The sequence below is a fragment of the Pseudomonas sp. S3E17 genome (assembly GCF_024168685.1).
GTDB classification, from domain to species: domain Bacteria; phylum Pseudomonadota; class Gammaproteobacteria; order Pseudomonadales; family Pseudomonadaceae; genus Aquipseudomonas; species Aquipseudomonas marginalis.
In genome coordinates this window covers 4,504,021-4,525,456 of record NZ_JALJWE010000001.1, presented here as the reverse complement: position 1 = coordinate 4,525,456, position 21,436 = coordinate 4,504,021, and the positions used below count along the sequence as shown (strand labels likewise).

Sequence of the window (21,436 nt, the reverse complement as noted above, 5' to 3'; positions counted from 1 at the left end):
TAGAAGCCTGCCGCCATGCGTCCTGCCCGTGCCCTGATCGACCTCCAAGCCCTGCGCCACAACTACCAACTGGCCCGTGAAGTCACGGGGGCCAAGGCCCTCGCCGTGGTCAAGGCCGACGCCTACGGCCATGGTGCCGTACGCGTTGCCCAGGCGCTGGAAGCCGAGGCCGACGGGTTTGCCGTGGCGTGCATCGAGGAGGCGCTGGAGTTGCGCGTCGCGGGTATTCGCGCGCCAGTACTGCTGCTGGAAGGTTTTTTCGAAGCCGACGAGTTGCCGCTGATCGTCGAGCATGATTTCTGGTGCGTGGTGCATTCGCTGTGGCAACTGGAGGCCATCGAACAGGCCCGGTTGAGCGCGCCGCTGACCATCTGGCTCAAGCTCGATTCGGGGATGCACCGCGTTGGCCTGCACCCCAAGGATTACCACGAGGCTTACCAGCGCCTGCTGGCCAGCGGCAAAGTCGCAAAGATTGTGTTGATGAGCCATTTTGCCCGCGCCGATGAACTGGATTGCGTCAGCAGCAACGAGCAAGTGGCGGTGTTCGATGCGGCGCGCCAGGGACTGGTGGCGGAGGTCAGCCTGCGCAACTCGCCGTCGGTGCTGGGCTGGCCGAGCGTATCCAGCGACTGGGTACGCCCGGGCATCATGCTGTATGGCGCCACACCGTTTGGTGAGGATCAGGCCTTGGCCGCGCGTTTGCAGCCGGTGATGACCCTGGAATCGAAAGTGATCTGTGTGCGTGAACTGCCAGCCGGCGAGCCGGTAGGCTACGGTGCCCGGTTCATCACGCCCAAACCGATGCGTATCGGCGTGGTTGCCATGGGCTATGCCGACGGCTACCCGCGCCATGCGCCCACCGGCACGCCGGTGCTGGTGGCGGGGCAGCGCAGCCAATTGCTGGGTCGCGTGTCCATGGACATGCTGTGCATCGACCTGACGGACGTCCCCGAGGCGGGTCTTGGTTCTACGGTGGAGCTGTGGGGCAAAAATATCCTTGCCAGTGACGTCGCCGCCGCTGCCGAGACCATCCCGTACCAGATCTTCTGCAACCTGCGTCGTGTGCCAAGGCTCTATTCCGGCGCTTGAGCGACAGGGACGAACACAGCTCCCTGGGATTTAGGCCCAAGTGTTGTAAATACTGAACGCTGTCGCCATGATAACGCTCAATTACAACAACGCCTGAATCCTAGGAGGCTCCCGCATTGGACGTCGGCGAACGACTGCAATCCATCCGTAAGCTGAAGGGTCTTTCCCAGCGTGAGCTCGCCAAGCGCGCGGGTGTCACCAACAGCACCATTTCGATGATCGAAAAAAACAGCGTCAGCCCCTCGATCAGTTCCTTGCGCAAGGTGCTGGGCGGCATCCCCATGTCCATGGTCGAGTTCTTTTCCGAGGAGATCCTCCAGGAAATACCGACGCAGATCGTCTATAAAGCCAATGAGCTGATCGACATCTCTGACGGCGCCGTCACCATGAAGCTGGTGGGCCGTGCGCACCCGAGCCGGGCAATTGCGTTTCTCAATGAAATCTACCCGCCTGGCGCCGATACAGGCGAAGAAATGCTCACCCACGAGGGCGAGGAAACCGGGATTCTGGTGGAAGGCCGTTTGGAGTTGGTGGTCGGTCTTGAAACTTTTGTGCTCGAAGCCGGCGATAGCTACTACTTTGAAAGCACCAAGCCCCATCGTTTCCGTAATCCGTTCGATGTGCCGGCGCGACTAATCAGCGCAGCCACACCCGCGAACTTTTAACAAAAGAGGCGTCCTGCCAGCGTTGCAGAGGCTCCCGCAGCTGTATTCCGCGAGGTCTAATCTCCCTTTATTTAATAGGGTTGTTTCGGCCGGACGGGCTAACCGTTATACTTTCGCCGCCTGCGAAACCGTGGCCGCAGGCGTGAATAGCCACCATTGAGGGTGAACGCGTGAATCTAATTATGAAAATGCTGGCTGCACCAGCAACCGTACTGGCCCTATGGGCTGTCAGCGCTCAAGCTGCGACCAATGATGACATTGCCAAGCGCCTGGAGCCTGTGGGCCAAGTCTGCGTCCAGGGCCAGGAGTGCAAGGGCATGGAAGTGGCGGTAGTTGCGGGCGGGGGCGCTGCGAAGACGCCCGACGACATCATCGCCAAGCACTGCAACACATGCCACGGCACCGGGCTGCTGGGCGCGCCGAAAATCGGCGACACCGCCGCCTGGAAAGAACGCGCCGACCACCAGGGCGGCCTTGATGGCATCCTGGCCAAGGCAATCACCGGTATCAACGCCATGCCGCCAAAAGGCACCTGTGCGGATTGCTCGGATGATGACCTGAAGGGCGCGATCAAGAAGATGTCCGGCCTGTAACCGTCGATCTTCGTCAAAAATGCCGCTTACGAGCGGCTTTTTTGTGGATGTAATTTGTGTTTCGAGGCTGTTCTTTGCAGCAAAGACCCGCCACTCTCTGTCCAACCCCTAATCATGGAATGTTCAGGAGGGTCGGATGGTGCAGTTGTGTTCAATCGAGCAAGCAGTTGACGATGTACTCGCGCGGCTACCGGCGCATATCCACATGGGCATGCCCCTGGGGCTGGGCAAGCCCAACCTGTTTGCCAATGCACTGTACCGGCGTATCGCCAAGCTGCCGGAGCGGGCGCTGACGATCTACACCGCGTTGAGCCTGGGCCGCCCCACCTTGGGCGATGGCTTGCAGAAGCGCTTTCTCGAACCCTTTATCGAGCGGGTGTTTGGTGATTACCCAGAGTTGGAGTTTCTCGCCGCGCTGCACTCAGACAGCCTGCCGAAGAATATCCATGTGCAGCAGTTCTTCATGCAGCCCGGCAGCCTGCTCCACAGCACGTCGGCCCAGCAGGACTACGTCAGCAGCAACTACAGCCACGCCGCCCGCGACATCAACGCCGCCGGCCTGAACCTGGTGGCGCAGTTGGTCGCGAGCAGCGCTGAACACCCGGACCGCCTGAGCCTAAGCTGCAACCCCGATATCACCCTCGATCTGTTGCCGATGATCGCCAAGCGCCGTGAAGCGGGGGAAACTGTCTTGATTGTCGGCCAGGTTCACACCGACTTGCCCTACATGCCGGGGGACTCGGAGTTGGGCATGGATGCGTTCGACTACCTGATCGATGCAAAGGACAGCAGCACGTTGTTCTCCACGCCGAACATGCCGGTGGGGTTCCAGGACCATTTCATCGGCTTGCATGCCAGCACCCTGGTGCGCGACGGCGGCACCTTGCAGATCGGCATCGGCTCCATGGGCGATGCGCTGACCGCCGCGTTGCTGGCGCGCCAGGCGGACAACGAAGCCTATCGACTGCTGCTGACGGACATCGATGTATACCAGTGGGCCCCGCTGATCAGCCGTGAAGGCGGTGTCGACCCCTTCGCCCGTGGCCTCTACGGTTGCAGCGAAATGTTCGTCAACGGCCTGCTGGTGCTGGCGGATGCGGGGATTGTCCGGCGCAAGGTCTACCCGGATGTGGCGACTCAGGAACAAGCCAACGCCGGTTTGCTGGACGATGCGGCACAACCCGACGGCGTTTCGATCCACGGCGGGTTCTTCCTCGGGCCGCGCAGTTTTTACCAGCGTTTGCAGGAGATGACCCACGCCAAGCGCCTGGAATTCAACATGACCCGCATCAGTTACATCAACGAGCTGTACGGCCAGGAAGAACTCAAGCGCCTGCAGCGCCAGGATGCACGGTTTATCAACAGCGCGATCACGGTGACGTTGCTGGGCGCAGGCGTGGCCGACCAGTTGGAGGATGGTCGCGTGCTCAGCGGCGTAGGCGGGCAATACAACTTTGTGGCTCAGGGTCATGCGCTGGAGGGCGCGCGCTCGATCCTGATCCTGCGCAGTTGGCGTGAGTCGGCGGGGGAGGTCAGTTCCAATATCGTCTGGGAGTATGGGCATTGCACCATTCCCCGGCACCTGAGGGACATCGTCATCACGGAGTACGGTATTGCCGACCTGCGTGGGCAGACGGATGCCAAGGTGATCGAGGCGTTGCTCAACATCACCGACTCACGCTTTCAAGCCGACTTGATCGAACAGGCGCAAAAGGCCGGCAAGTTGCCCAAGGATTTCCAGCTGGATCCGCGCTTTGGCGACAACACGCCGGAGCGGCTCCAAGGTATCCAGGCGCGGCATCGGCGTTTGTTCCCGGAATATCCGCTGGGCAGCGACTTCACTGACGAAGAGCGGGATCTGTTGCGCGCCTTGAACTGGCTCAAGAGCAAATTCAAGCTGACGGAGATTCTGGAGTTGGGCAAGGCAGCGCTGGATGCACCGGAGCCGCAGGCGTTTCCCGAGCATCTGAAGCGGATGGGGTTGGATTCGCCGGAGGGGTTGAAGGAGGATCTCTATCAGCGCCTATTGCTCGCTGGCTTACAAGCAACCGCACACTAAAATCAACACAGGTCAACATGTGGGAGGGGCAAGCCCTCTCCCACCTGTTTAACCGCGTGCAGGCAACGATTACTCGATGAAGGTAACCACGCCACCTTCCAGCGACTTCACCCGCGCCAGCGACTCGACCCGATAACCCTGCGCATCCAACTCCGCACGACCACCCTGGAACGACTTCTCGATCACAATCCCCAAGCCCGCAACGGTCGCACCGGCCTGTTTGATGATCGAAATCAGCGCTTGGGATGCCTTGCCGTTGGCCAGGAAGTCATCAATCACCAGTACGCGATCGCTGCTGGTCAGGTGACGCGGCGAGATCGCGACGGTGCTTTCGACTTTCTTGGTGAAGGAATACACCGTCGCCGACAGCAGGTTTTCGGTCAGGGTCAGGGACTGCTGCTTGCGGGCGAAAATCACCGGCACGCCGAGGTTCAGGCCGGTCATGATCGCCGGTGCGATGCCCGACGCTTCGATGGTGACGATCTTGGTGATGCCCGAATCCTTGAACCGTGCGGCGAATTCGTCGCCGATCAGTTTCATCAGCGCCGGGTCGATCTGGTGATTCAGAAAGGCGTCGACCTTGAGTACCTGATCGGAAAGCACGATGCCTTCTTCGCGAATTTTCTTGTGCAGTGCTTCCACGGAAAGCTTCCTCTAATGGCGGGTTGTGCGCCGAAAGTAGATTAAAAAGTAGTCGATTCTAGCGCTTTAACATCGCGCGTATATCCGCCAGGGCGGTGTTGCCGCGAACGGCTTTCACCTCGGTCGGGGTGTCGTCGTTGCCTTCCCAGGCCAGGTCATCCGGCGGCAGCTCGTCCAGGAAACGGCTGGGGGCACAATCGATGATTTCGCCGTATTGCTTGCGCTTGGCGGCAAAGGTGAAGGCCAGTGTCTGACGTGCGCGGGTAATGCCCACGTAGGCCAGGCGCCGTTCTTCCTCAATGGTGTCGGCCTCGATGCTGGAGCGGTGCGGGAGGATTTCCTCTTCCATGCCCATGATGAACACGTAGGGAAATTCCAGGCCCTTGGACGCATGCAAGGTCATCATCTGTACACCTTCGGCGCCGTCTTCCTCTTCCTGCTGGCGCTCGAGCATGTCGCGCAGCACCAGCTTGCCGATGGCGTCCTCGACAGTCATTTCGCCGTCTTCGTCTTTTTCCAGGGTGTTCTTCAACGCTTCGATCAGGAACCAGACGTTGCCCATGCGGTAATCCGCGGCCTTGTCGCTGGAACTGTTGGTGCGCAGCCAGTTTTCATAGTCGATGTCCATGACCATGCTGCGCAGGGCGCTGATCGGGTCTTCGCCGGCGCACTGTTCACGTACCTTGTCCATGAAGCGCTTGAAGCGCGACAGGCGATCGGTGAAACGCGTGTCCAGGTGTTCGCCCAGGCCGATTTCGTCGGTGGCGGCGTACATCGAGATCTTGCGTTCAGTGGCGTAGTTGCCGAGCTTTTCCAAGGTGGTGGAACCAATCTCGCGGCGCGGCACGTTGATCACGCGCAGGAAGGCGTTGTCGTCGTCCGGGTTCACGATCAGGCGGAAGTAGGCCATCAGGTCCTTCACTTCCTGGCGTCCGAAAAAGCTGTTGCCACCTGACAGCCGATACGGGACCTGGTGGTGCTGCAATTTCAGCTCGATCAGCTTGGCCTGGTAGTTGCCGCGATACAGGATCGCGAAGTCGCTGTAGGGGCGGTCGGTGCGCAGGTGCAGGCTGAGGATTTCCACCGCCACGCGCTCGGCTTCGGCGTCTTCGTTGCGGCAGCGGATCACGCGGATCTCATCGCCGTGGCCCATCTCGCTCCACAGTTGTTTTTCAAACTCGTGGGGGTTGTTCGAGATCAGCACGTTGGCGCATCGCAGGATGCGGCTGGTGGAGCGGTAGTTCTGCTCCAGCATCACCACTTTCAGGGACGGGTAATCGTCCTTGAGCAGCATCAGGTTTTCCGGGCGGGCGCCGCGCCAGGCGTAGATCGACTGGTCGTCGTCGCCCACCACGGTGAACTGGTTGCGCGTACCGATCAGCAACTTCACCAGCAGGTATTGGCTGGCGTTGGTGTCCTGGTATTCGTCCACCAGCAGGTAGCGCACCTTGTTCTGCCACTTTTCGAGGATGTCGGCGTGTTCCTGGAACAGCTTCACCGGCAGCAGGATCAGGTCGTCGAAGTCCACCGCGTTGAACGCCTTGAGCGTGCGCTGGTAGTGGGTGTAGACGATGGCGGCGGTCTGTTCCTTGGGGTTGCGCGCGTTTTCCAGGGCTTCGGGCGGCAGGATCAGGTCGTTTTTCCAGGCGCCGATCATGTTCTTGATCTCGTCGACGCCGTCGTCGCCTGCGTATTCCTTCTGCATGATGTCGGTCATCAGGGCCTTGACGTCGGTCTCGTCGAAGATCGAGAAGCCCGGCTTGTAGCCCAGCCGCACATGCTCCTTGCGGATGATGTTCAGGCCCAGGTTATGGAAGGTACACACCGTGAGGCCACGGCCTTCGCCACCCTTGAGCAGGGTGCCGACACGCTCTTTCATTTCCCGCGCGGCCTTGTTGGTAAAGGTCATGGCGACGATGTACTGGGCGCGGATGCCACAGTTCTGGATCAGGTGCGCGATCTTGCGGGTGATCACACTGGTCTTGCCGGAACCTGCACCGGCGAGCACCAATAGAGGGCCGCCGACGTAGTTCACGGCTTCTTGCTGCCGGGGATTGAGTCGGGACATACGGAATTCAGGGAGTCGTTATTCAAAAGGGCGGGCATTTTAACAGGCTGGCAAGATTCTGCTGCCCTGGATCGACGGTGTGACGTACCACTCGATCTAAATTTGCCGCTTTTGCTACTTTGCCGCAGGATGTCGGGGCTTCTTGTGGTTAAAGCAGCGACAATTGCTTACACCTGCGTATTTGATAACCCCTATCATTGGTGATTATCAGGCCGCACGTCATAATGCCCGCCGCCAACGAATTTTTGCAGAGTCTAGGGAGCTAGCTTGTCTACGCCTGTCGAACCCTTGCGTTTGCTGCTACTGGCCGATACGCCTGAGTGGGCAGCGTTGTTGCGCGAGTGCCTGGCGCCGATGGGCGATGGGGCTGTGCTGATCAGCGCGCCAAACTGGGACTCGGTGAGTCGTCTGTTCGATGACGACGACAGTGCCGTGCTGTTGACCATGCCCAGCCTGCAACCCGGTCCTGGCCGTTGCAGCTTGCCGTGCGTGTTGTTGTTGGAGCAGGAACCGCTGGTTTCGCCACTGGGCGTCAGTGACTGGCTGATCCGCAATGCGCTGGACGCCGACACACTGCGTCGTTGCCTGCGCCATGTGCGTGAGCGGGGTGTGCTGGAAAACACCCTGCAACGCCTGGCCGAGCAGGACCCGCTCACCGGCATCGCCAACCGCCAGGGCTTCCAGACCCTGCTGGCTGCACGGTTGGCCGAGAACGAAGGTCGCGGCCTGGCCCTCGGTCACCTGGACCTCGATAATTTCCGCCATGCCAACGATGCCCTCGGCCACCAGGCCGGCGACCGCCTGATCCTGCAAGTGGTCTCGCGGCTCAAGAGCCAGCTGGAAGCCGGCGATCAACTGGCGCGCCTGGGCAGCGACGAATTCGCCCTGCTGATCGATACGCGCCGCGCGCCCCAGCGTGCGGAGTGGATGGCCGAGCGCATCACCGAAGCCATGGCCGAGCCGTATTGGGTGGATGGCGAAAGCCTGCTGATCGGCTGCAGCCTGGGCGTGGCCCATGCCCGCGCCCGTGCCGGCGCCGACCCGCTGATGTGGCACGCCCATATCGCCATGCAGCAGGCCAAGAGCACCCAGGGCTGTACCTTTCATATCTTCAACGAACGCATCAACCGTAACGCGCGCAGCCTAGCCGACCTGGAAAGCGAGCTGCGCCGTGCCTTGCGCCGCGATGAGCTGGAGCTGCATTACCAGCCGCGCCTCGACCTGGACGACGGGCATATCGTTGGCCTGGAAGCCCTGGTGCGCTGGCGCCACGGCGAGCGCGGCCTGTTGCCGCCGAGTGAATTCGTGCCCCTGGCCGAACAGAGTGGCCTGATTGTACCGTTGGGTTACTGGGTGATTTCCCGGGCCCTGCGTGACATGCAAGACCTGCGCGAACGCGGCCTGCCGCCGCTGCACATGGCGGTCAACCTGTCATTTCGCCAGTTCCAGGACAGCCAGCTGCTTTCTACGCTGAGCCGGCTGATCAGCGAGCGCGGCGTGGAAGCGCAATGGTTGGAATTCGAACTGACCGAAACCGCCGTGATGCGCCGCAGTGACCTGGTCAAGCAGACCATGGACGCCCTTGGTCGCCTGGGTGTGCGGTTTTCCCTGGATGACTTCGGCACCGGTTTCTCTTCGTTCGTGCACCTCAACAGCTTGCCGATTGCGTTGCTGAAAATCGACAAAAGCTTTGTCGGCGGGATGGAAGAGCGCGAGGAAAACCGCAAGCTGGTGCACGCCATGATCAACCTGGCGCACAACCTCAATCTGGAAGTGGTGGCCGAAGGTGTGGAAACCCCCGAGCAACTGGCGCTGTTGCGGCTGTTCGGCTGCGACCAGGCCCAGGGTTACCTGATCAGCAAGCCGCTGCCGTTGCCGGAGCTGGTGGAATACCTGACCTTCGGCGACGGCAAGCACACCCGCGTAAGCGAGGGGCTCTAGTCGGCCTGTGCGGCCTGAAAGCCGGTGTCGGCTTCAGGCTCCGGGCCTTCCCGGCGAATCATCCGCTTCATCTTCGCTTCAAACGCCCAGGTCAGGCTTATCGCGGCGCAGGCCAGTCCCAGTGCCAGGCCCCACCACACGCCGGTTGGCCCCCAGCCCAAGGTGAAAGCCATCAGCCAGGCCGAGGGTGCGCCAATCAACCAGTAGCAGCCTGCACCGATCAGGAACGTGGTCTTGGCGTCCTTGAGCCCGCGAATGCAACCCATGGCGATGGTTTGCACGCCGTCGAACAACTCAAACCACGCGGCGACGGCCAGCAGGCTCACGGCCAGGACGATCACGTCGTGGAACGCCGGGTTGTCGTGGTCGATCAGCAGTCCTATGAGCGGTTCGGAAAACAACCACAGCACAGCCGCGAATCCCAGCATTATCGCCGCGCCAAAGCCTATGCCGACACGCCCGGCCATGCGTGCCTGCAGCAACTGCCCGGCGCCATAATGCTGGCCGATGCGCATGGTCACCGCGTAGGACATCCCCGCCGGCACCATAAAGGCCACCGACACGATTTGCAGGGCGATCTGATGCGCCGCCAACTGCGTGCTGCCCATGGTGCCCATGCACAGGGCTGCAAAGGCAAACAGCCCGACCTCCACCGCATAGGTGCCGCCAATCGGCAGGCCCAGGCGCCACAACTCGCGCAGATATTGGGTGTTGAGGCGCAGCAGCCCGGTACTCAGCGGGTAGGCGACGTAGGCCCGGTTGCTGCGGATGTACCACATCAACGCCAGCGCCATGCTGTTGGCGACAATCGCCGTGACCAGACCGATGCCCATCAAGCCGAGCTTGGGCAGGCCGAACATGCCTTCGATCAGCGCGTGGTTGAGCAGGTAGTTGACCACCGTGCCACCGACGCTGATCACCATCACCGGAGTGGCTTTGCCGATGGCGCTGGTAAAACCGCGCAGGGCCATGAAGCTCAGGTAGCCGGGCAGTGCAAACGGCAGCATGGTCAGAAACTGCCCGGCCGAATGTACGTTGGTCTCGGTCTGGCCGAACATCAGCAGCACCGGCTTGAGGTTCCACAGCAGCAGGGCCGCCGCCAGGGCCATCAGCCAGGCCAGCCACAGCCCGGCCTGGGTCAGGCGGGTGGCGCCTTCGATATCGCCCGCGCCGTGGCGGATCGCAACCAAGGTGCCCACGGCGGCAATCACGCCGATGCAGAAAATCGCGACGAACGAATAGCTCGCCGCACCCAGGCCGCCACCGGCCAGGGCTTCGGGGCTCAGGCGCGCCATCATCAGGGTGTCAGTCAACACCATCAGCATGTGCGCCAACTGTGAGGCAATCAACGGCCCTGACAGCCGCAGAATGGCCCAGAGTTCGGTACGTGCCGGATGCTGCATGATCATCACGCTCAAAAAGTCAGAGGGTTGGGGAAGGGTTGATTCTCGGCGCTCTCAGCCCCATTGCACAAAGGGATAAATGCGATCGTTTGCATGATTAAAACTCATGCCTGGTTGATTCTGGTAGGGTTTCAGTATTGCGCTGTCGGAGCTTTCCTCATGTCTCGTCGTCTTCCTCCTCTTTATGCCTTGCGCGCGTTTGAAGCGGCCTCCCGACACAGCTCTTTCACCCGTGCCGCCGAGGAATTGTCCATCACCCAAAGTGCGGTGAGCCGACATATCCGCACGCTTGAAGAGCATTTCGCCTGCCGCCTGTTCCAGCGCAACGGCCGCACCTTGCAGCTCACTGAGGCGGCGCGTCTGTTGTTGCCCGGTGTGCGCGAAGGGTTCGCGGCGCTGGAACGCGCCTGCCATACCTTGAATGCCGAAGATGACATCCTGCGCATGAAGGCCCCCTCCACATTGACCATGCGCTGGCTGCTGGCGCGACTCAGCCGCTTCCGGGCGCTGCAGCCTGGCAATGAGGTGCAACTGACCAGCGCCTGGATGAGCGTGGACGAGGTGGACTTCAATCAGGAGCCTTTCGACTGTGCGGTGCTGCTGAGCGATGGGCGTTTTCCAGTGGATTGGGAGGCCAGTTACCTGTTTCCGGAGCTGTTGATTCCTGTCGGTGCGCCGAACCTGCTGGAGGATGGGCCTTGGGACGCCGCGCGCCTGGCCACCGCCGAATTGCTGCACCCCACGCCCGACCGGCGCGACTGGCGCAATTGGCTGGCGCGCATGCAGCTGTCGTCCCAGGTCTCGCTCAAGGGAGGGCAGGTGTTCGACACCCTGGAGCTGGGCATGATCGCCGCTGCGCGGGGCTACGGCGTGTCCATGGGCGATTTGCTGATGGTGGCTGAGGACGTCGCCCAAGGACGATTGAGCCTGCCGTGGCCGACGGCGGTGGCCAGTGGGGAAAATTACTACCTGGTCTGGCCCAAAACCCGCCCTGGCGGCGAGCGCTTGCGACGGCTGGCGGAATTTCTGCAAGGCGAGGTGCAGGCGATGGTGTTGCCTGCGGTCGAACGCCTCGACTGAATGCTTGGCGGCGTTGGTTCGCAACCGTTTGCGTGATACCCCTGTGAAGCGCTCAAGTATTGCTGCGGCCAGCCGAAGTAGGTGTGTTGGAACTATCGTGCACCAACGTTTCCCATCAGATAATTTGCCGAGCAGCGCTATGAGATCAGGATGATCCTGGCCTCGGCCAGGAGCTGTCATGTCTCAACCTCGCGCCCGGATTGCCTCCCAGTTAGGCCTCGCGTTAGCCGTGATTCTGGCTGTCGTTATCAGCGGCAGTACGGTGTTTGCCTTGCGTTCCCTTGACGCCGCCAACCTCGACACCCGCGAGGAGCACCTGGCCAGCGAGGCGCGCCTGCTCGCCGACCAACTCAATACCTTCCACAGCACCTTGCGCGAGAGCACCCAGCGTTTGAGCGGACTGTTTGAAAAACGCTTCGGCGCCGGGTTGAGCGTGCATGTGGACCAACCCGTGAGCGTGGCCGGTGTTCAGACGCCCAGCCTGTACCTGGGCAACGAGGTGTTGAACAACAACTTTGATGAGGTGGACGAGTTCAAGCAAATGTCCGGCGGCGTGGCCACCGTATTTGTGCGCAGTGGCGACGACTTCATCCGTATCAGCACGTCCCTGACCAAGCAAGATGGCAACCGCGCCATCGGCACCGTCCTCGACCGTCAGGGCCCGGCCTACCAGCGCGTTGTGGGTGGGCAGACCTACATCGGCAGGGCGGTGTTGTTCGATCGTTCCTACATGACCCAGTACAGCCCGGTGCGTGACAGCGGCGGTAAGGTTATCGCCGTGCTGTTCATCGGTTTTGACTACACCGATGCGCAGAATGCCCAATTCGAAAACCTCAAGCGCTTCCGAATTGGCCAGACCGGCTCCCTTGCGCTGCTGGATGAGCAAAAGCACTGGCTGGTGCCACCCGCCGGCGTGCAGGCGTTGGATCAATCGGTGCCGGTGATGCTGGACCTGGCCAAGACCCCGGGCAAAGGTCGCTTCTGGAGCGACAAGAACGAAGATTTCTATAGCGTTTCGGTACCGTTCGAAGGCGGCCCGTGGGCCGTGGTTGCAAGTATGCCGAAAGCCGAAATCCGCGCGGTGACCTGGGCCGTGGGTATTCGCCTGGTGATCGGCAGCGTGCTGGCGATGTTGCTGGCGGTGGGCGCCACGGTCTGGCTGCTGCGCAGCAAGTTGCAGCCCCTGAGTGACCTGGTGAGTCAAGCCGAGGCCCTGGGTGCGGGCGATCTGAGCGCACGCTTGAACGTGTCCAGCCATGACGAAATCGGCCAACTGGCACGCAGCTTCAACCAGATGGGCGAAGCGTTGTCGACCATGGTCTCCCATATCCGTAACGCTGCCGAAGAGGTCAACAGCCGCGCCCAGGTCTTGTCCGGTTTGTCCGGCGGTGCCTATGAGGGCATGGAGCAGCAGTCCGGCGAGATCACCAGCATGGCCGGCGCGGTAGAGGAGTTCAGCGCGACGTCGTTGAATATCGCCGACAACATGGGCAATACCGAACGCCTGGCCCAGGAAAACGCCCAGCAGACCCGCATTGGCCGCACTTCGATGCAGGAAGCGTCGTCATCCCTGGAACACATTGCCACCGCCCTGAACAGCACGGCTACGGTGATCAACACCCTCGGCCAGCGCTCCCAGGAAATCGGCGGGATCGTCGGCGTGATCACCTCGATTGCCGAACAGACCAACTTGCTGGCGCTCAACGCCGCCATTGAAGCCGCCCGTGCAGGGGAGCAAGGCCGTGGGTTTGCCGTGGTGGCCGACGAAGTACGTAACCTGGCGTCGCGTACCCGTGAAGCCACCGATGAAATTTCCGGCATGATCCAGAGCATCCAGAAGGAAACCGGCAACGCCATCAGCACCATGGAGCAAGGCAACGCGCTGATGCAGGAAGGCCTGTCGCGCAACGCCGACGTGGCCTCGGCCCTGGCGCGTATCGACGAGCAAAGCCGCTCGGCCGGTCAGCAGTTCGCGGCAATCACCACGGCCACCCAGGAGCAGAGCAGCACCGCGACCCTGCTCAGCAGCAACCTGCAGAGCATTGCACTGGCCAACAGCGAGCAGCGTGAAGTGGTGTCCAACCTGGCGATTACCGCCAGGGAACTGGAGACGTTGGCGGCGAGCCTGCGCCATGAGGTGGATCGCTTTCGCTGAGCCACCGTTTTCCAAGATGTGGGAGGCCTGCCCCCTCCCACATTTGGTGCTGCGCCAAGCTTAAGTGATCGCCGCCGGGCGGTATTGCAGGGCCTCTTTCAGGTGGTCGCGGGTGATGGTCTCTACCTGGTCCAGATCCGCCAGGGTGCGTGCCACCTTGAGCAGTCGATGGGCCGCGCGCAGCGATAGGGTCAGTCGTTCACAGGCCGTTTCCAGCCAGCTTTCATCCACCTTCGCGAGCTTGCAGTGCTCGCGCAGCCCCGGCAGATCAAGAAAGGCATTCGCACAGCCCTGGCGCTTTTGCTGATGCTCGCGAGCCTGGGCGACCCGCGCTGAGGCATGGGCGGTATCCTCGCCCGCCTGTTGGATCGGGTTCAGCGCTGTCGTTTCCCTCGCAACGGTCAGGTGCAAGTCAATCCGGTCCAGCAGCGGCCCCGAGAGCTTGTTGCGATACCGCTGAATCTGCTCCGGCGTACAGCGACAGCGCCCGCTGGGTTCGCCCATATAACCGCAAGGGCAGGGGTTCATCGCCGCGACCAGTTGGAAGCGCGCCGGGAAGCTCACTCGGTCGCGAGCGCGGGAAATCACGATATGCCCCGACTCCAGCGGTTCACGCAGCACTTCCAACACCTTGCGATCAAATTCCGGCAGCTCATCCAGGAACAGCACCCCATGATGAGCCAGGGTGATTTCTCCCGGCTGTGGTTTCGAGCCGCCGCCCACCAGTGCCGGGCCGGATGCCGAGTGATGCGGTTGACGAAACGGTCGATGGGGCCAATGGCTCAGCGGCGCCAGACTTACAACCGATTGAATCGCGGCAACCTCCAGCGCCTCCTGTTCGCTCAACGGCGGTAATAAACCGGGCAGGCGGCTGGCGAGCAAGGTCTTGCCGGTGCCGGGCGGCCCGCTGAACAAAAGGTTATGCGCGCCCGCTGCCGCGATCAGCAACGCTCGTTTGGCCGCGAGCTGGCCCTGGACTTCACTCAGGTCTGGATAGGGCTTGTTCAAGTACAGCAGGCCATCGGACGTGTAAGGCTCGATCGGCACATGTCCATTCAGGTGCGCCACCACTTGCAGCAGGTGGTCCACCGCGATCACCTTCAACCCCGACGCCAGGCACGCCTCTTCGGCATTCGCTCGCGGCACTATCACGGTGCGCCCGGCCTTGCGCGCCGCCAGCGCGGCCGGCAACACGCCTTTTACCGCCCGCACCTCGCCGGACAGCGCCAACTCCCCCAGGCATTCCACGTCATCGAGCGTCAACGCCGGCACCTGCACACTGGCCGCCAGGATCCCCAGGGCAATCGCCAGGTCAAAACGCCCGCCGTCCTTGGGCAGGTCGGCGGGCGCGAGATTGAGGGTGATCCGGCGAGCGGGGTATTGCAGCGCAGAGTTGAGAATGGCACTGCGCACCCGGTCCTTGCTTTCCTTGACCGCGGTTTCGGGCAGGCCAACCAGCGTCAGGGACGGCAGACCATTGGCCATATGCACTTCAACGGTGACGGCAGGGGCTTCGACGCCGATCTGGGCGCGGCTGTGGACGATGGCGAGGGACATGCTCGTTCCTTGAAAGGGGAGGCCGCTTCCTGCGGTTTTTCAAGGGTAGACGAGGTAGGGAAGAGCGAGGCGGGGAGGTTTTACAGAACGTATCCAGAGCAAAAGGTAGAGCGAATGTGGGAGGGGGCTTGCTCCCGATAGCGGGGGGGCAGTCAGCATTGATACCGGCTGATACACCGCCATCGGGAGCAAGCCCCCTACCACACTGAGCGCATTTATTCGGCAGGAGGGGTCAACCGCGCTTCCAGTTCTGCCACTTTCGCTTCCAGGCTCTCCAGCCGCGCACGGGTGCGGGCGAGAACCACCATCTGGCTATCAAACTCTTCCCGGCTCACCAGGTCGAGCTTGCTGAAACCACTTTGCAGCAAGGCCTTGAACTGGCTTTCGATTTCATTGCGGGGCAGCAGGGTGTCGCCGCTGAACAGGCGAGAGGCGTGGCCGCTCAGGGCGTCGAGGAGGTCTTTGGGCGCGAGCATGGGAAATATTCCGGAAAACTGTTGGCGGGCAGTGTATCACGCAGCGTCTATAGTCTTTTTCACGGCCTGGGTCGCACGCTTTTCGCGCATCGGGCCGGGCGGTGATGCACCGTTTTCGTGCGCATTGCAGGCGCCGGATGGCCCCGATGGTGGGCCTAGGTGAGCAAAGGACTGATTTCAGTGATTTTTACGGAGCTGGCAAGGTTTCTGCTTAGACGATCATGACCCATGCACTGATGCAGTCGCTGTGACGAATGCAGTGCGCCGACGGATCAGGGGTACAGGTTTCGTCACCAGTGGTTCGCTGGCGTCGCAATGGCAACTGCCCTTGCGACGATGCGTTACAAAGCCAGGCACTGCGCTTAGACTTGAGACGGGTTTGTTTTCCTGGGGCAAGTCCACCAATTCGGGAGAGAGTTTTCATGAAGCTAGTCACTGCCATCATCAAGCCGTTCAAGTTGGACGATGTACGCGAGTCGTTGTCCGAGATCGGCGTGCAGGGCATTACCGTTACTGAGGTCAAGGGCTTCGGTCGGCAGAAGGGTCACACCGAGCTGTATCGCGGCGCGGAATATGTAGTGGATTTCCTGCCGAAGGTGAAGATTGATGTCGCCATTGACGACAAGGATCTTGACCGGGTTATCGAGGCGATAACCAAGGCCGCCAACACCGGCAAGATCGGTGACGGCAAGATCTTCGTGGTCAATCTGGAACAGGCTATTCGCATCCGTACCGGCGAAACCGATACCGACGCAATCTAAGCCGCCAAACCCCAACGCCCCAGGAGAAAACAATATGACTCTGCGTAAATTCGCAGGGCTCGGAGCCCTGTTGTCCATCGTAATGCCAAGCCTGGCCATGGCGGCAGACGAAGTGGCTGCTCCAGTCCTCAACTCCGGTGACACCGCCTGGATGCTCACATCCACCGCGCTGGTGCTGTTCATGACCATTCCAGGCCTGGCGCTGTTCTACGGCGGCATGGTGCGCTCCAAAAATATTCTGTCGGTGATGATGCAGTGCTTCGCCATCACCGGCCTGATCAGCATCCTGTGGGTTGTCTACGGCTATAGCATCGCGTTCGATACCACCGGTATGGAACAGGGGGTGGTCAACTTCAACTCCTTCTTCGGCGGCATGGGCAAGGCGTTCCTGGCGGGTGTGACCCCGGCCAGCATCACCGGGCCGGCTGCGCTGTTCCCGGAAGCCGTGTTCATCACCTTCCAGATGACCTTCGCCATCATCACCCCGGCGCTGATCGTCGGTGCGTTCGCCGAACGCATGAAGTTCTCCGCCATGCTGATCTTCATGGCTATCTGGTTCACTCTGGTCTATGCGCCAATCGCCCACATGGTGTGGAGCGGCAACGGTGGCCTGCTGTGGGACTGGGGCGTGCTGGACTTCGCCGGCGGCACCGTGGTGCACATCAATGCCGGTGTCGCTGGCCTGGTGGCGTGCATCGTGCTCGGCAAGCGTAAAGGCTTCCCGACCACTCCAATGGCGCCTCACAACCTGGGTTACACCCTGGTGGGTGCGGCCATGCTGTGGGTCGGCTGGTTCGGCTTCAACGCCGGCTCTGCGGCTGCGGCCAACGGCACCGCCGGCATGGCGATGCTGGTGACTCAGATTGCTACCGCTGCTGCAGCCCTGGGCTGGATGTTCGCCGAGTGGATCACTCACGGTAAGCCAAGCGCACTGGGCATCGCCTCGGGTGTAGTGGCTGGCCTGGTCGCCGTTACACCGGCTGCCGGCACTGTTGGCCCGATGGGCGCCCTGGTGATTGGCCTGGTGGCCGGTGTGATCTGCTTCTTCTGCGCCACCAGCCTCAAGCGCAAGCTGGGCTACGACGATTCCCTGGACGCATTCGGCGTGCACGGTATCGGCGGTATCGTCGGTGCGATCCTCACCGGTGTGTTTGCAGCCCCTGCATTGGGCGGCTTCGGCACCGTGACTGACATCGCAGCTCAAGTCTGGATCCAGTGCAAAGGTGTCGGCTTCACCGTGATCTATACCGCCATCGTCACCTTCATCATCCTCAAGGTGCTGGACGCGGTCATGGGCCTGCGGGTTACCGAAGAGGAAGAGGCTGTCGGCCTCGACCTGGCGCAACACAACGAACGCGGCTACAACCTGTAAGTACGCTAAAAAAAGATGCCCGGCTTGCCGGGCATTTTTTTGCCTGGCGTTTGTCAGTCATAACAAGCTGTGCCGGTTTTTGCGCAGAGTTTGTCATGCACTTTCCGGCGTGCGAATGTCTTACAGGCATGTAGGCGTATTCGGCACTTTGTTTTTTCCCAGAGCGCGCTAGAATGCGCGCCGATGGGCGGAGAACTGTATGTGGCAACAGACCCTGATTACCCTGCGGGCCAAGCCCCGGGGCTTTCACCTGGTGACTGACGAGTTGCTTGCCGGCTTGCCTGAGCTGAAGGCCTGCCGCGTGGGCCTGTTGCACCTGTGGCTGCAGCACACCTCGGCCTCGTTGACCGTCAACGAGAATGCCGATCCGGCGGTTCGTCGTGACTTCGAGCGTTTTTTCAACTCGCTGGTGCCACAAGGCCGCGCCGGGTTCGAACACAACGACGAAGGTCCGGATGATCTGCCGGCGCACTTCAAGGCCAGTCTCCTGGGCTGCCAGCTGAGTTTGCCGGTCAAGGCCGGCCGCTTGGCGATAGGGACCTGGCAAGGTGTTTATCTGGGCGAGCACCGTGATCATGGCGGTGCTCGTAAAGTCCTCGCCACCCTGCACGGTGATGGGGCATAAGCCACTGGTTATCCGGTGGATGTTGATTTTTTCCCGGTGACCTCGACAGAGGATGAAGCTGGGCTATAACTAATCTGCTTTTCGCAAGTCATGAGGTAGAACATGAGCGACGATGATCTGGAAAACGACGAACTCGAAGTAGGTGACGAAGACGACACCGAAGAAGGTCTTGAAGCGGCGGCGGAAGACGTTGCTGAGGACGACGGTGGTGATGACGCTCCTGTTCCAGCTGCCAAAGGCAAAGCCAAGGCTGCTGTTTCGGTAGACGAATTGCCGAGCGTTGAGGCCAAGAACAAAGAGCGCGATGCCCTGGCCCGTGCGATGGAAGAGTTTCTTGCCAAAGGCGGCAAAGTGGTCGAAGTCGAGCCCAATGTGGTTGCAGACCCGCCCAAGAAGCCGGATAACAAGTACGGCAGCCGACCTATCTAAGGTCAGCCTCCTGCTTGTAAGAAAAAGCCCGCCGTCGCTGCGGGTTTTTTCATGCCTGTAATAACCGGCTACAAGTCACCCCCAATCAAGTGTGGGAGGGGGCTTGCTCCCGATTACAGTAGGTCAGGCAATACATCTGGAGACTGATACACCGCTATCGGGAGCAAGCTCCCTCCCACATTTTTCTCACCCGTATTACTGCCAGCTACGAAGTAGCGCCGGCAACTCCGTCAGGCTGCGAATCTGTGCATCCGGGAGTTTATCTCCTTCCCACACCTTGCCCGACGGGTTGAACCACACCGCCCGCAGCCCCGCCTGCTGGGCTCCGGCAATGTCGTCCCCGGGGTGGTCGCCAACATGCACCGCCGCACTGGCATCCACACCGCCGCGCTGCAGCGCTTCGTGGAACAGCCTCGCATCCGGCTTGGCGATGCCGATATCTTCAGCGCGTAGCGCAAAGTGAAAGTAGTCCGCCAGGCCAACACGCTGCACATCGGCATTACCATTGGTGATCACACCCAGCAGAAAGTGCTGGCGCAGCGCTTGCAGCATCGGCTCGGCCTCAGGGAAAGGCGTGAGCTGATGGCGGGCGTGAATGAACGCTTCGAAACACACATCGGCCATTTCCGTGGCCTCAGGCTGTGGATAACCGGCCTCTTCAAACGCATGTATCAACACCCGATGGCGCAGGATACTGATGCGGTGTTTGAGTTCGGGATGCCGTTGCAGCACCTGTTGGCGCAGGCTGGCGAAATGCTCCAGGGGCAGGTCGCCCACCTTGGCGGCATGGGTGGCCAGCCATTCGCGCATCGACGCTTCGGCGCTGATGATGACGGGTACGTTGTCCCAGAGCGTGTCGTCCAGGTCGAAGGTGATCAGCTTGATGCTCATGAGTCGCCGTCCTTGATGCGTTTGGCCCGTGGATGGGCGCTGTCGTAGACCGTTGCCAGGTGCTGGAAGTCCAGATGGGTATAGATCTGTGTGGTCTTGATGTCGGAATGGCCAAGCAGTTCCTGCACGGCGCGCAGGTCCTGGGACGATTCCAGCATATGGCTGGCAAAGGAGTGCCGCAGCATGTGTGGATGCAGGTTCTGCCCCAGCTCGCGTGCGCCGGCAGCCTTGACCCGTACCTGGATGGCGCGCGGCCCCAGGCGCCGCCCTTGCTGGCTGATAAACACCGCGTCGTCCACCGGGTTGGCCAGGGCGCGCAGCGGCAGCCACAGTTGCAGGGCTTCGCGGGCTTTCCTGCCTACCGGCAGCACCCGAGTCTTGCTGCCTTTGCCGAGTACTTGCACCAGGCCGTCGGCCAGGTCCAGTTGATCGAGGTTCAGGCCTGTCAGCTCCGACAGGCGCAGGCCTGAAGAGTAGAACAGTTCGAGGATCGCCTGGTCGCGATGGGCGAGGAAATCGTCCTCCACGGCGCCATCGAGTAATTGCAGGGCACGGTCGGTGTCCAGGGTCTTGGGCAGGCGTCGTTCGCCTTTCGGCGGGGCCAGGCCATTGGCCGGGTCGTGGTCGCAGAGGCCTTCGCGATTGAGGTAGTGATAGAGACCGCGCACCGCCGACAGCAGTCGCGACAGGCTGCGCGAGGACTGGCCCGCCTGGTGCAGCCGTGCGATCAGGCTGCGCAGGCCCTGGATATCCAAGGCCTTCCAGCTGGTGACCTGCTGCTTTTCGCAATACGCCAGGACCTTGTTCAAGTCCCGTCGGTAAGCCTCCAGGGTATGGGGTGACACCTGGCGCTCGTTACGCAGGTGAGCGCAGTAAGCGTCCAGTTGCCGTTCCATGGCTAGCGCACCGCGCGCAGGGCGGTGGTGTGGCGCGGAAGGACGCGGCCCAGTACTTCGGCGATATAGGTGAGGAACAAAGTGCCCACCGAGCTCTTGTAGTGCGCGGGATCGCGGCTGGCGATGGCCAGTACGCCGTGCAGGCCTTGATGGCTGAGGGCGACGACGGCGGTAGAGCCGATCTGCTTGCGCTGTTCGGCGCCGAACAGGAAGTCCAGTTCGTGCTCGCGCAGGGTGCCGCTGATGGTCTTGCCTTCGGAAAGCAGGCCGCCGATCGCGGTTTGCGCGTCGCCGCCACTGACCCAGCGACCCACCGGCATCGGGTTGTCGCTGAACAGGATCAGGCTGACAAACGGCACCTGGAAGTCCTGGCGCAGGCTGTCTTCCACGGCGATGACCGTTTCTTCCAGGCTGGTGGCGTCCATCAGGGTAAGAATCAGGCGGCGGGTTTTCTCGAACAGACGGTCGTTGTCGCGGGCGACATCCATCAGGTGCGAGAGCTTGTGGCGCATTTCGATATTGCGCTCGCGCAGGATCTTCATCTGTCGCTCCACCAACGACACGGTGTCGCCGCGCTGGTGGGGGATGCGCAGGGCCGGGAGCAGTTCTTCGTGTTCGACGAAGAAGTCCGGATTAGCCTCAAGGTACGCCGCGACGGCAGCGGCCTCCAGACTTTCGCTCGGGGTTGTTGCTTGTGCGGGTACTTGAGGCTTATCGGTCATTGGCTTGGCTCA

19 protein-coding genes are annotated in these 21,436 nt (G+C 61.4%); 11 read left to right on the top strand and 8 right to left on the bottom strand.

Features of this window, described 5'->3' with window-relative positions; translation table 11 throughout:
- The first annotated feature begins 15 nt into the window (after positions 1–15).
- The 4 genes from alr (at position 16) to J3D60_RS20460 (ending at position 4,406) form a co-directional block, all read left to right on the top strand.
- Entirely contained in the window at positions 16–1,089 is a 1,074-nt protein-coding gene (gene alr, locus J3D60_RS20475; protein WP_253492610.1) for an alanine racemase, read from the top strand.
- A 116-nt stretch (positions 1,090–1,205) separates the two neighbouring features.
- Positions 1,206–1,754 carry a cupin domain-containing protein gene (locus J3D60_RS20470; RefSeq protein WP_003176893.1) on the top strand — a complete coding sequence of 183 codons (549 nt, stop codon included), beginning with the start codon at positions 1,206–1,208 and terminating at the stop codon, positions 1,752–1,754.
- A gap of 182 nt (positions 1,755–1,936) precedes the next feature.
- The gene (locus tag J3D60_RS20465; RefSeq protein ID WP_141157845.1) at positions 1,937–2,347 is read left to right on the top strand and encodes a cytochrome c5 family protein; all 411 of its coding nucleotides are present in this window, start codon (positions 1,937–1,939) and stop codon (positions 2,345–2,347) included.
- Positions 2,348–2,483: 136 nt separating this feature from the next.
- Complete coding sequence (locus tag J3D60_RS20460) at positions 2,484–4,406, top strand: acetyl-CoA hydrolase/transferase C-terminal domain-containing protein (protein WP_253492609.1); 1,923 nt, start codon at positions 2,484–2,486, stop codon at positions 4,404–4,406.
- Positions 4,407–4,475: 69 nt separating this feature from the next.
- Here J3D60_RS20460 and J3D60_RS20455 read toward each other — a convergent pair whose 3' ends face one another.
- Together J3D60_RS20455 and rep are read right to left on the bottom strand one after the other, a co-directional pair.
- The gene (locus tag J3D60_RS20455; RefSeq protein WP_065938001.1) at positions 4,476–5,048 is read right to left on the bottom strand and encodes a xanthine phosphoribosyltransferase; all 573 of its coding nucleotides are present in this window, start codon (positions 5,046–5,048) and stop codon (positions 4,476–4,478) included.
- Between the two features lie 58 nt (positions 5,049–5,106).
- On the bottom strand, positions 5,107–7,116 hold the full coding sequence (gene rep, locus J3D60_RS20450; RefSeq protein ID WP_027608306.1) for a DNA helicase Rep: 2,010 nt from the start codon (positions 7,114–7,116) through the stop codon (positions 5,107–5,109).
- Between the two features lie 267 nt (positions 7,117–7,383).
- On the opposite strand from rep, the gene J3D60_RS20445 reads away from it, so the two are divergent.
- Positions 7,384–9,057, top strand: coding sequence for a bifunctional diguanylate cyclase/phosphodiesterase (locus tag J3D60_RS20445; protein WP_027608307.1), 1,674 nt, complete (start codon positions 7,384–7,386; stop codon positions 9,055–9,057).
- On the opposite strand, the gene J3D60_RS20440 is transcribed toward J3D60_RS20445, so the two are convergent.
- Complete coding sequence (locus J3D60_RS20440) at positions 9,054–10,466, bottom strand: NorM family multidrug efflux MATE transporter (protein WP_253492608.1); 1,413 nt, start codon at positions 10,464–10,466, stop codon at positions 9,054–9,056. The genes J3D60_RS20445 and J3D60_RS20440 overlap by 4 nt on opposite strands.
- Before the next feature lie 153 nt (positions 10,467–10,619).
- Here J3D60_RS20440 and J3D60_RS20435 point away from each other — a divergent pair, with 153 nt between their 5' ends.
- Both J3D60_RS20435 and J3D60_RS20430 read left to right on the top strand, forming a co-directional pair.
- Positions 10,620–11,540, top strand: a complete 921-nt coding sequence (locus J3D60_RS20435; RefSeq protein ID WP_027608309.1) for a LysR substrate-binding domain-containing protein — start codon at positions 10,620–10,622, stop codon at positions 11,538–11,540.
- Between the two features lie 178 nt (positions 11,541–11,718).
- Positions 11,719–13,695 carry a methyl-accepting chemotaxis protein gene (locus tag J3D60_RS20430; RefSeq protein WP_253492607.1) on the top strand — a complete coding sequence of 659 codons (1,977 nt, stop codon included), beginning with the start codon at positions 11,719–11,721 and terminating at the stop codon, positions 13,693–13,695.
- A gap of 60 nt (positions 13,696–13,755) precedes the next feature.
- Here the strand turns inward: J3D60_RS20430 and J3D60_RS20425 are convergent, their stop codons facing one another.
- Both J3D60_RS20425 and J3D60_RS20420 read right to left on the bottom strand, forming a co-directional pair.
- Positions 13,756–15,252, bottom strand: coding sequence for a YifB family Mg chelatase-like AAA ATPase (locus tag J3D60_RS20425; protein ID WP_027608311.1), 1,497 nt, complete (start codon positions 15,250–15,252; stop codon positions 13,756–13,758).
- Positions 15,253–15,467: 215 nt separating this feature from the next.
- Positions 15,468–15,728 carry an accessory factor UbiK family protein gene (locus J3D60_RS20420; RefSeq protein ID WP_253492606.1) on the bottom strand — a complete coding sequence of 87 codons (261 nt, stop codon included), beginning with the start codon at positions 15,726–15,728 and terminating at the stop codon, positions 15,468–15,470.
- A gap of 422 nt (positions 15,729–16,150) precedes the next feature.
- On the opposite strand from J3D60_RS20420, the gene glnK reads away from it, so the two are divergent.
- The 4 genes from glnK (at position 16,151) to sutA (ending at position 18,915) form a co-directional block, all read left to right on the top strand.
- Positions 16,151–16,489 carry a P-II family nitrogen regulator gene (gene glnK, locus J3D60_RS20415; RefSeq protein ID WP_002555808.1) on the top strand — a complete coding sequence of 113 codons (339 nt, stop codon included), beginning with the start codon at positions 16,151–16,153 and terminating at the stop codon, positions 16,487–16,489.
- 34 nt (positions 16,490–16,523) lie between these two features.
- Positions 16,524–17,861 carry an ammonium transporter gene (locus J3D60_RS20410; protein WP_027608313.1) on the top strand — a complete coding sequence of 446 codons (1,338 nt, stop codon included), beginning with the start codon at positions 16,524–16,526 and terminating at the stop codon, positions 17,859–17,861.
- A 199-nt stretch (positions 17,862–18,060) separates the two neighbouring features.
- A complete protein-coding gene (locus tag J3D60_RS20405; RefSeq protein ID WP_065938004.1) occupies positions 18,061–18,486 on the top strand; it encodes a secondary thiamine-phosphate synthase enzyme YjbQ in 426 nt (141 codons plus the stop codon).
- A gap of 102 nt (positions 18,487–18,588) precedes the next feature.
- Positions 18,589–18,915: a transcriptional regulator SutA gene (gene sutA / locus J3D60_RS20400; RefSeq protein ID WP_027608315.1), complete on the top strand. Its 327-nt coding sequence runs from the start codon at positions 18,589–18,591 to the stop codon at positions 18,913–18,915.
- Between the two features lie 195 nt (positions 18,916–19,110).
- Here the strand turns inward: sutA and J3D60_RS20395 are convergent, their stop codons facing one another.
- The 3 genes from J3D60_RS20395 to J3D60_RS20385 are packed head-to-tail and all read right to left on the bottom strand — an operon-like array spanning position 19,111 to position 21,424.
- Positions 19,111–19,806 (bottom strand): HAD family hydrolase, encoded by a 696-nt coding sequence (locus tag J3D60_RS20395; protein WP_065938005.1) that lies wholly within the window; start codon positions 19,804–19,806, stop codon positions 19,111–19,113.
- Positions 19,803–20,702, bottom strand: coding sequence for a tyrosine recombinase XerC (gene xerC, locus J3D60_RS20390; RefSeq protein WP_141156296.1), 900 nt, complete (start codon positions 20,700–20,702; stop codon positions 19,803–19,805). Before xerC ends, J3D60_RS20395 begins: the two co-directional genes overlap by 4 nt.
- A 2-nt stretch (positions 20,703–20,704) precedes the next feature.
- On the bottom strand, positions 20,705–21,424 hold the full coding sequence (locus J3D60_RS20385) for a DUF484 family protein (protein WP_027608318.1): 720 nt from the start codon (positions 21,422–21,424) through the stop codon (positions 20,705–20,707).
- Between the last annotated feature and the right edge of the window lie 12 nt (positions 21,425–21,436).

Bases quoted from the DNA above. Each gene is read 5' to 3' on its own strand.
- J3D60_RS20385 (WP_027608318.1), bottom strand. From the start codon at position 21,424: ATGACCGATAAGCCTCAAGTACCCGCACAAGCAACAACCCCGAGCGAA.
- J3D60_RS20425 (WP_027608311.1), bottom strand. From the start codon at position 15,252: ATGTCCCTCGCCATCGTCCACAGCCGCGCCCAGATCGGCGTCGAAGCC.
- J3D60_RS20435 (WP_027608309.1), top strand. From the start codon at position 10,620: ATGTCTCGTCGTCTTCCTCCTCTTTATGCCTTGCGCGCGTTTGAAGCG.
- J3D60_RS20420 (WP_253492606.1), bottom strand. From the start codon at position 15,728: ATGCTCGCGCCCAAAGACCTCCTCGACGCCCTGAGCGGCCACGCCTCT.
- J3D60_RS20465 (WP_141157845.1), top strand. From the start codon at position 1,937: ATGAAAATGCTGGCTGCACCAGCAACCGTACTGGCCCTATGGGCTGTC.
- J3D60_RS20440 (WP_253492608.1), bottom strand. From the start codon at position 10,466: ATGATCATGCAGCATCCGGCACGTACCGAACTCTGGGCCATTCTGCGG.
- xerC (WP_141156296.1), bottom strand. From the start codon at position 20,702: ATGGAACGGCAACTGGACGCTTACTGCGCTCACCTGCGTAACGAGCGC.
- glnK (WP_002555808.1), top strand. From the start codon at position 16,151: ATGAAGCTAGTCACTGCCATCATCAAGCCGTTCAAGTTGGACGATGTA.
- J3D60_RS20460 (WP_253492609.1), top strand. From the start codon at position 2,484: ATGGTGCAGTTGTGTTCAATCGAGCAAGCAGTTGACGATGTACTCGCG.
- alr (WP_253492610.1), top strand. From the start codon at position 16: ATGCGTCCTGCCCGTGCCCTGATCGACCTCCAAGCCCTGCGCCACAAC.
- J3D60_RS20430 (WP_253492607.1), top strand. From the start codon at position 11,719: ATGTCTCAACCTCGCGCCCGGATTGCCTCCCAGTTAGGCCTCGCGTTA.
- sutA (WP_027608315.1), top strand. From the start codon at position 18,589: ATGAGCGACGATGATCTGGAAAACGACGAACTCGAAGTAGGTGACGAA.
- J3D60_RS20405 (WP_065938004.1), top strand. From the start codon at position 18,061: ATGTGGCAACAGACCCTGATTACCCTGCGGGCCAAGCCCCGGGGCTTT.
- rep (WP_027608306.1), bottom strand. From the start codon at position 7,116: ATGTCCCGACTCAATCCCCGGCAGCAAGAAGCCGTGAACTACGTCGGC.
- J3D60_RS20395 (WP_065938005.1), bottom strand. From the start codon at position 19,806: ATGAGCATCAAGCTGATCACCTTCGACCTGGACGACACGCTCTGGGAC.
- J3D60_RS20410 (WP_027608313.1), top strand. From the start codon at position 16,524: ATGACTCTGCGTAAATTCGCAGGGCTCGGAGCCCTGTTGTCCATCGTA.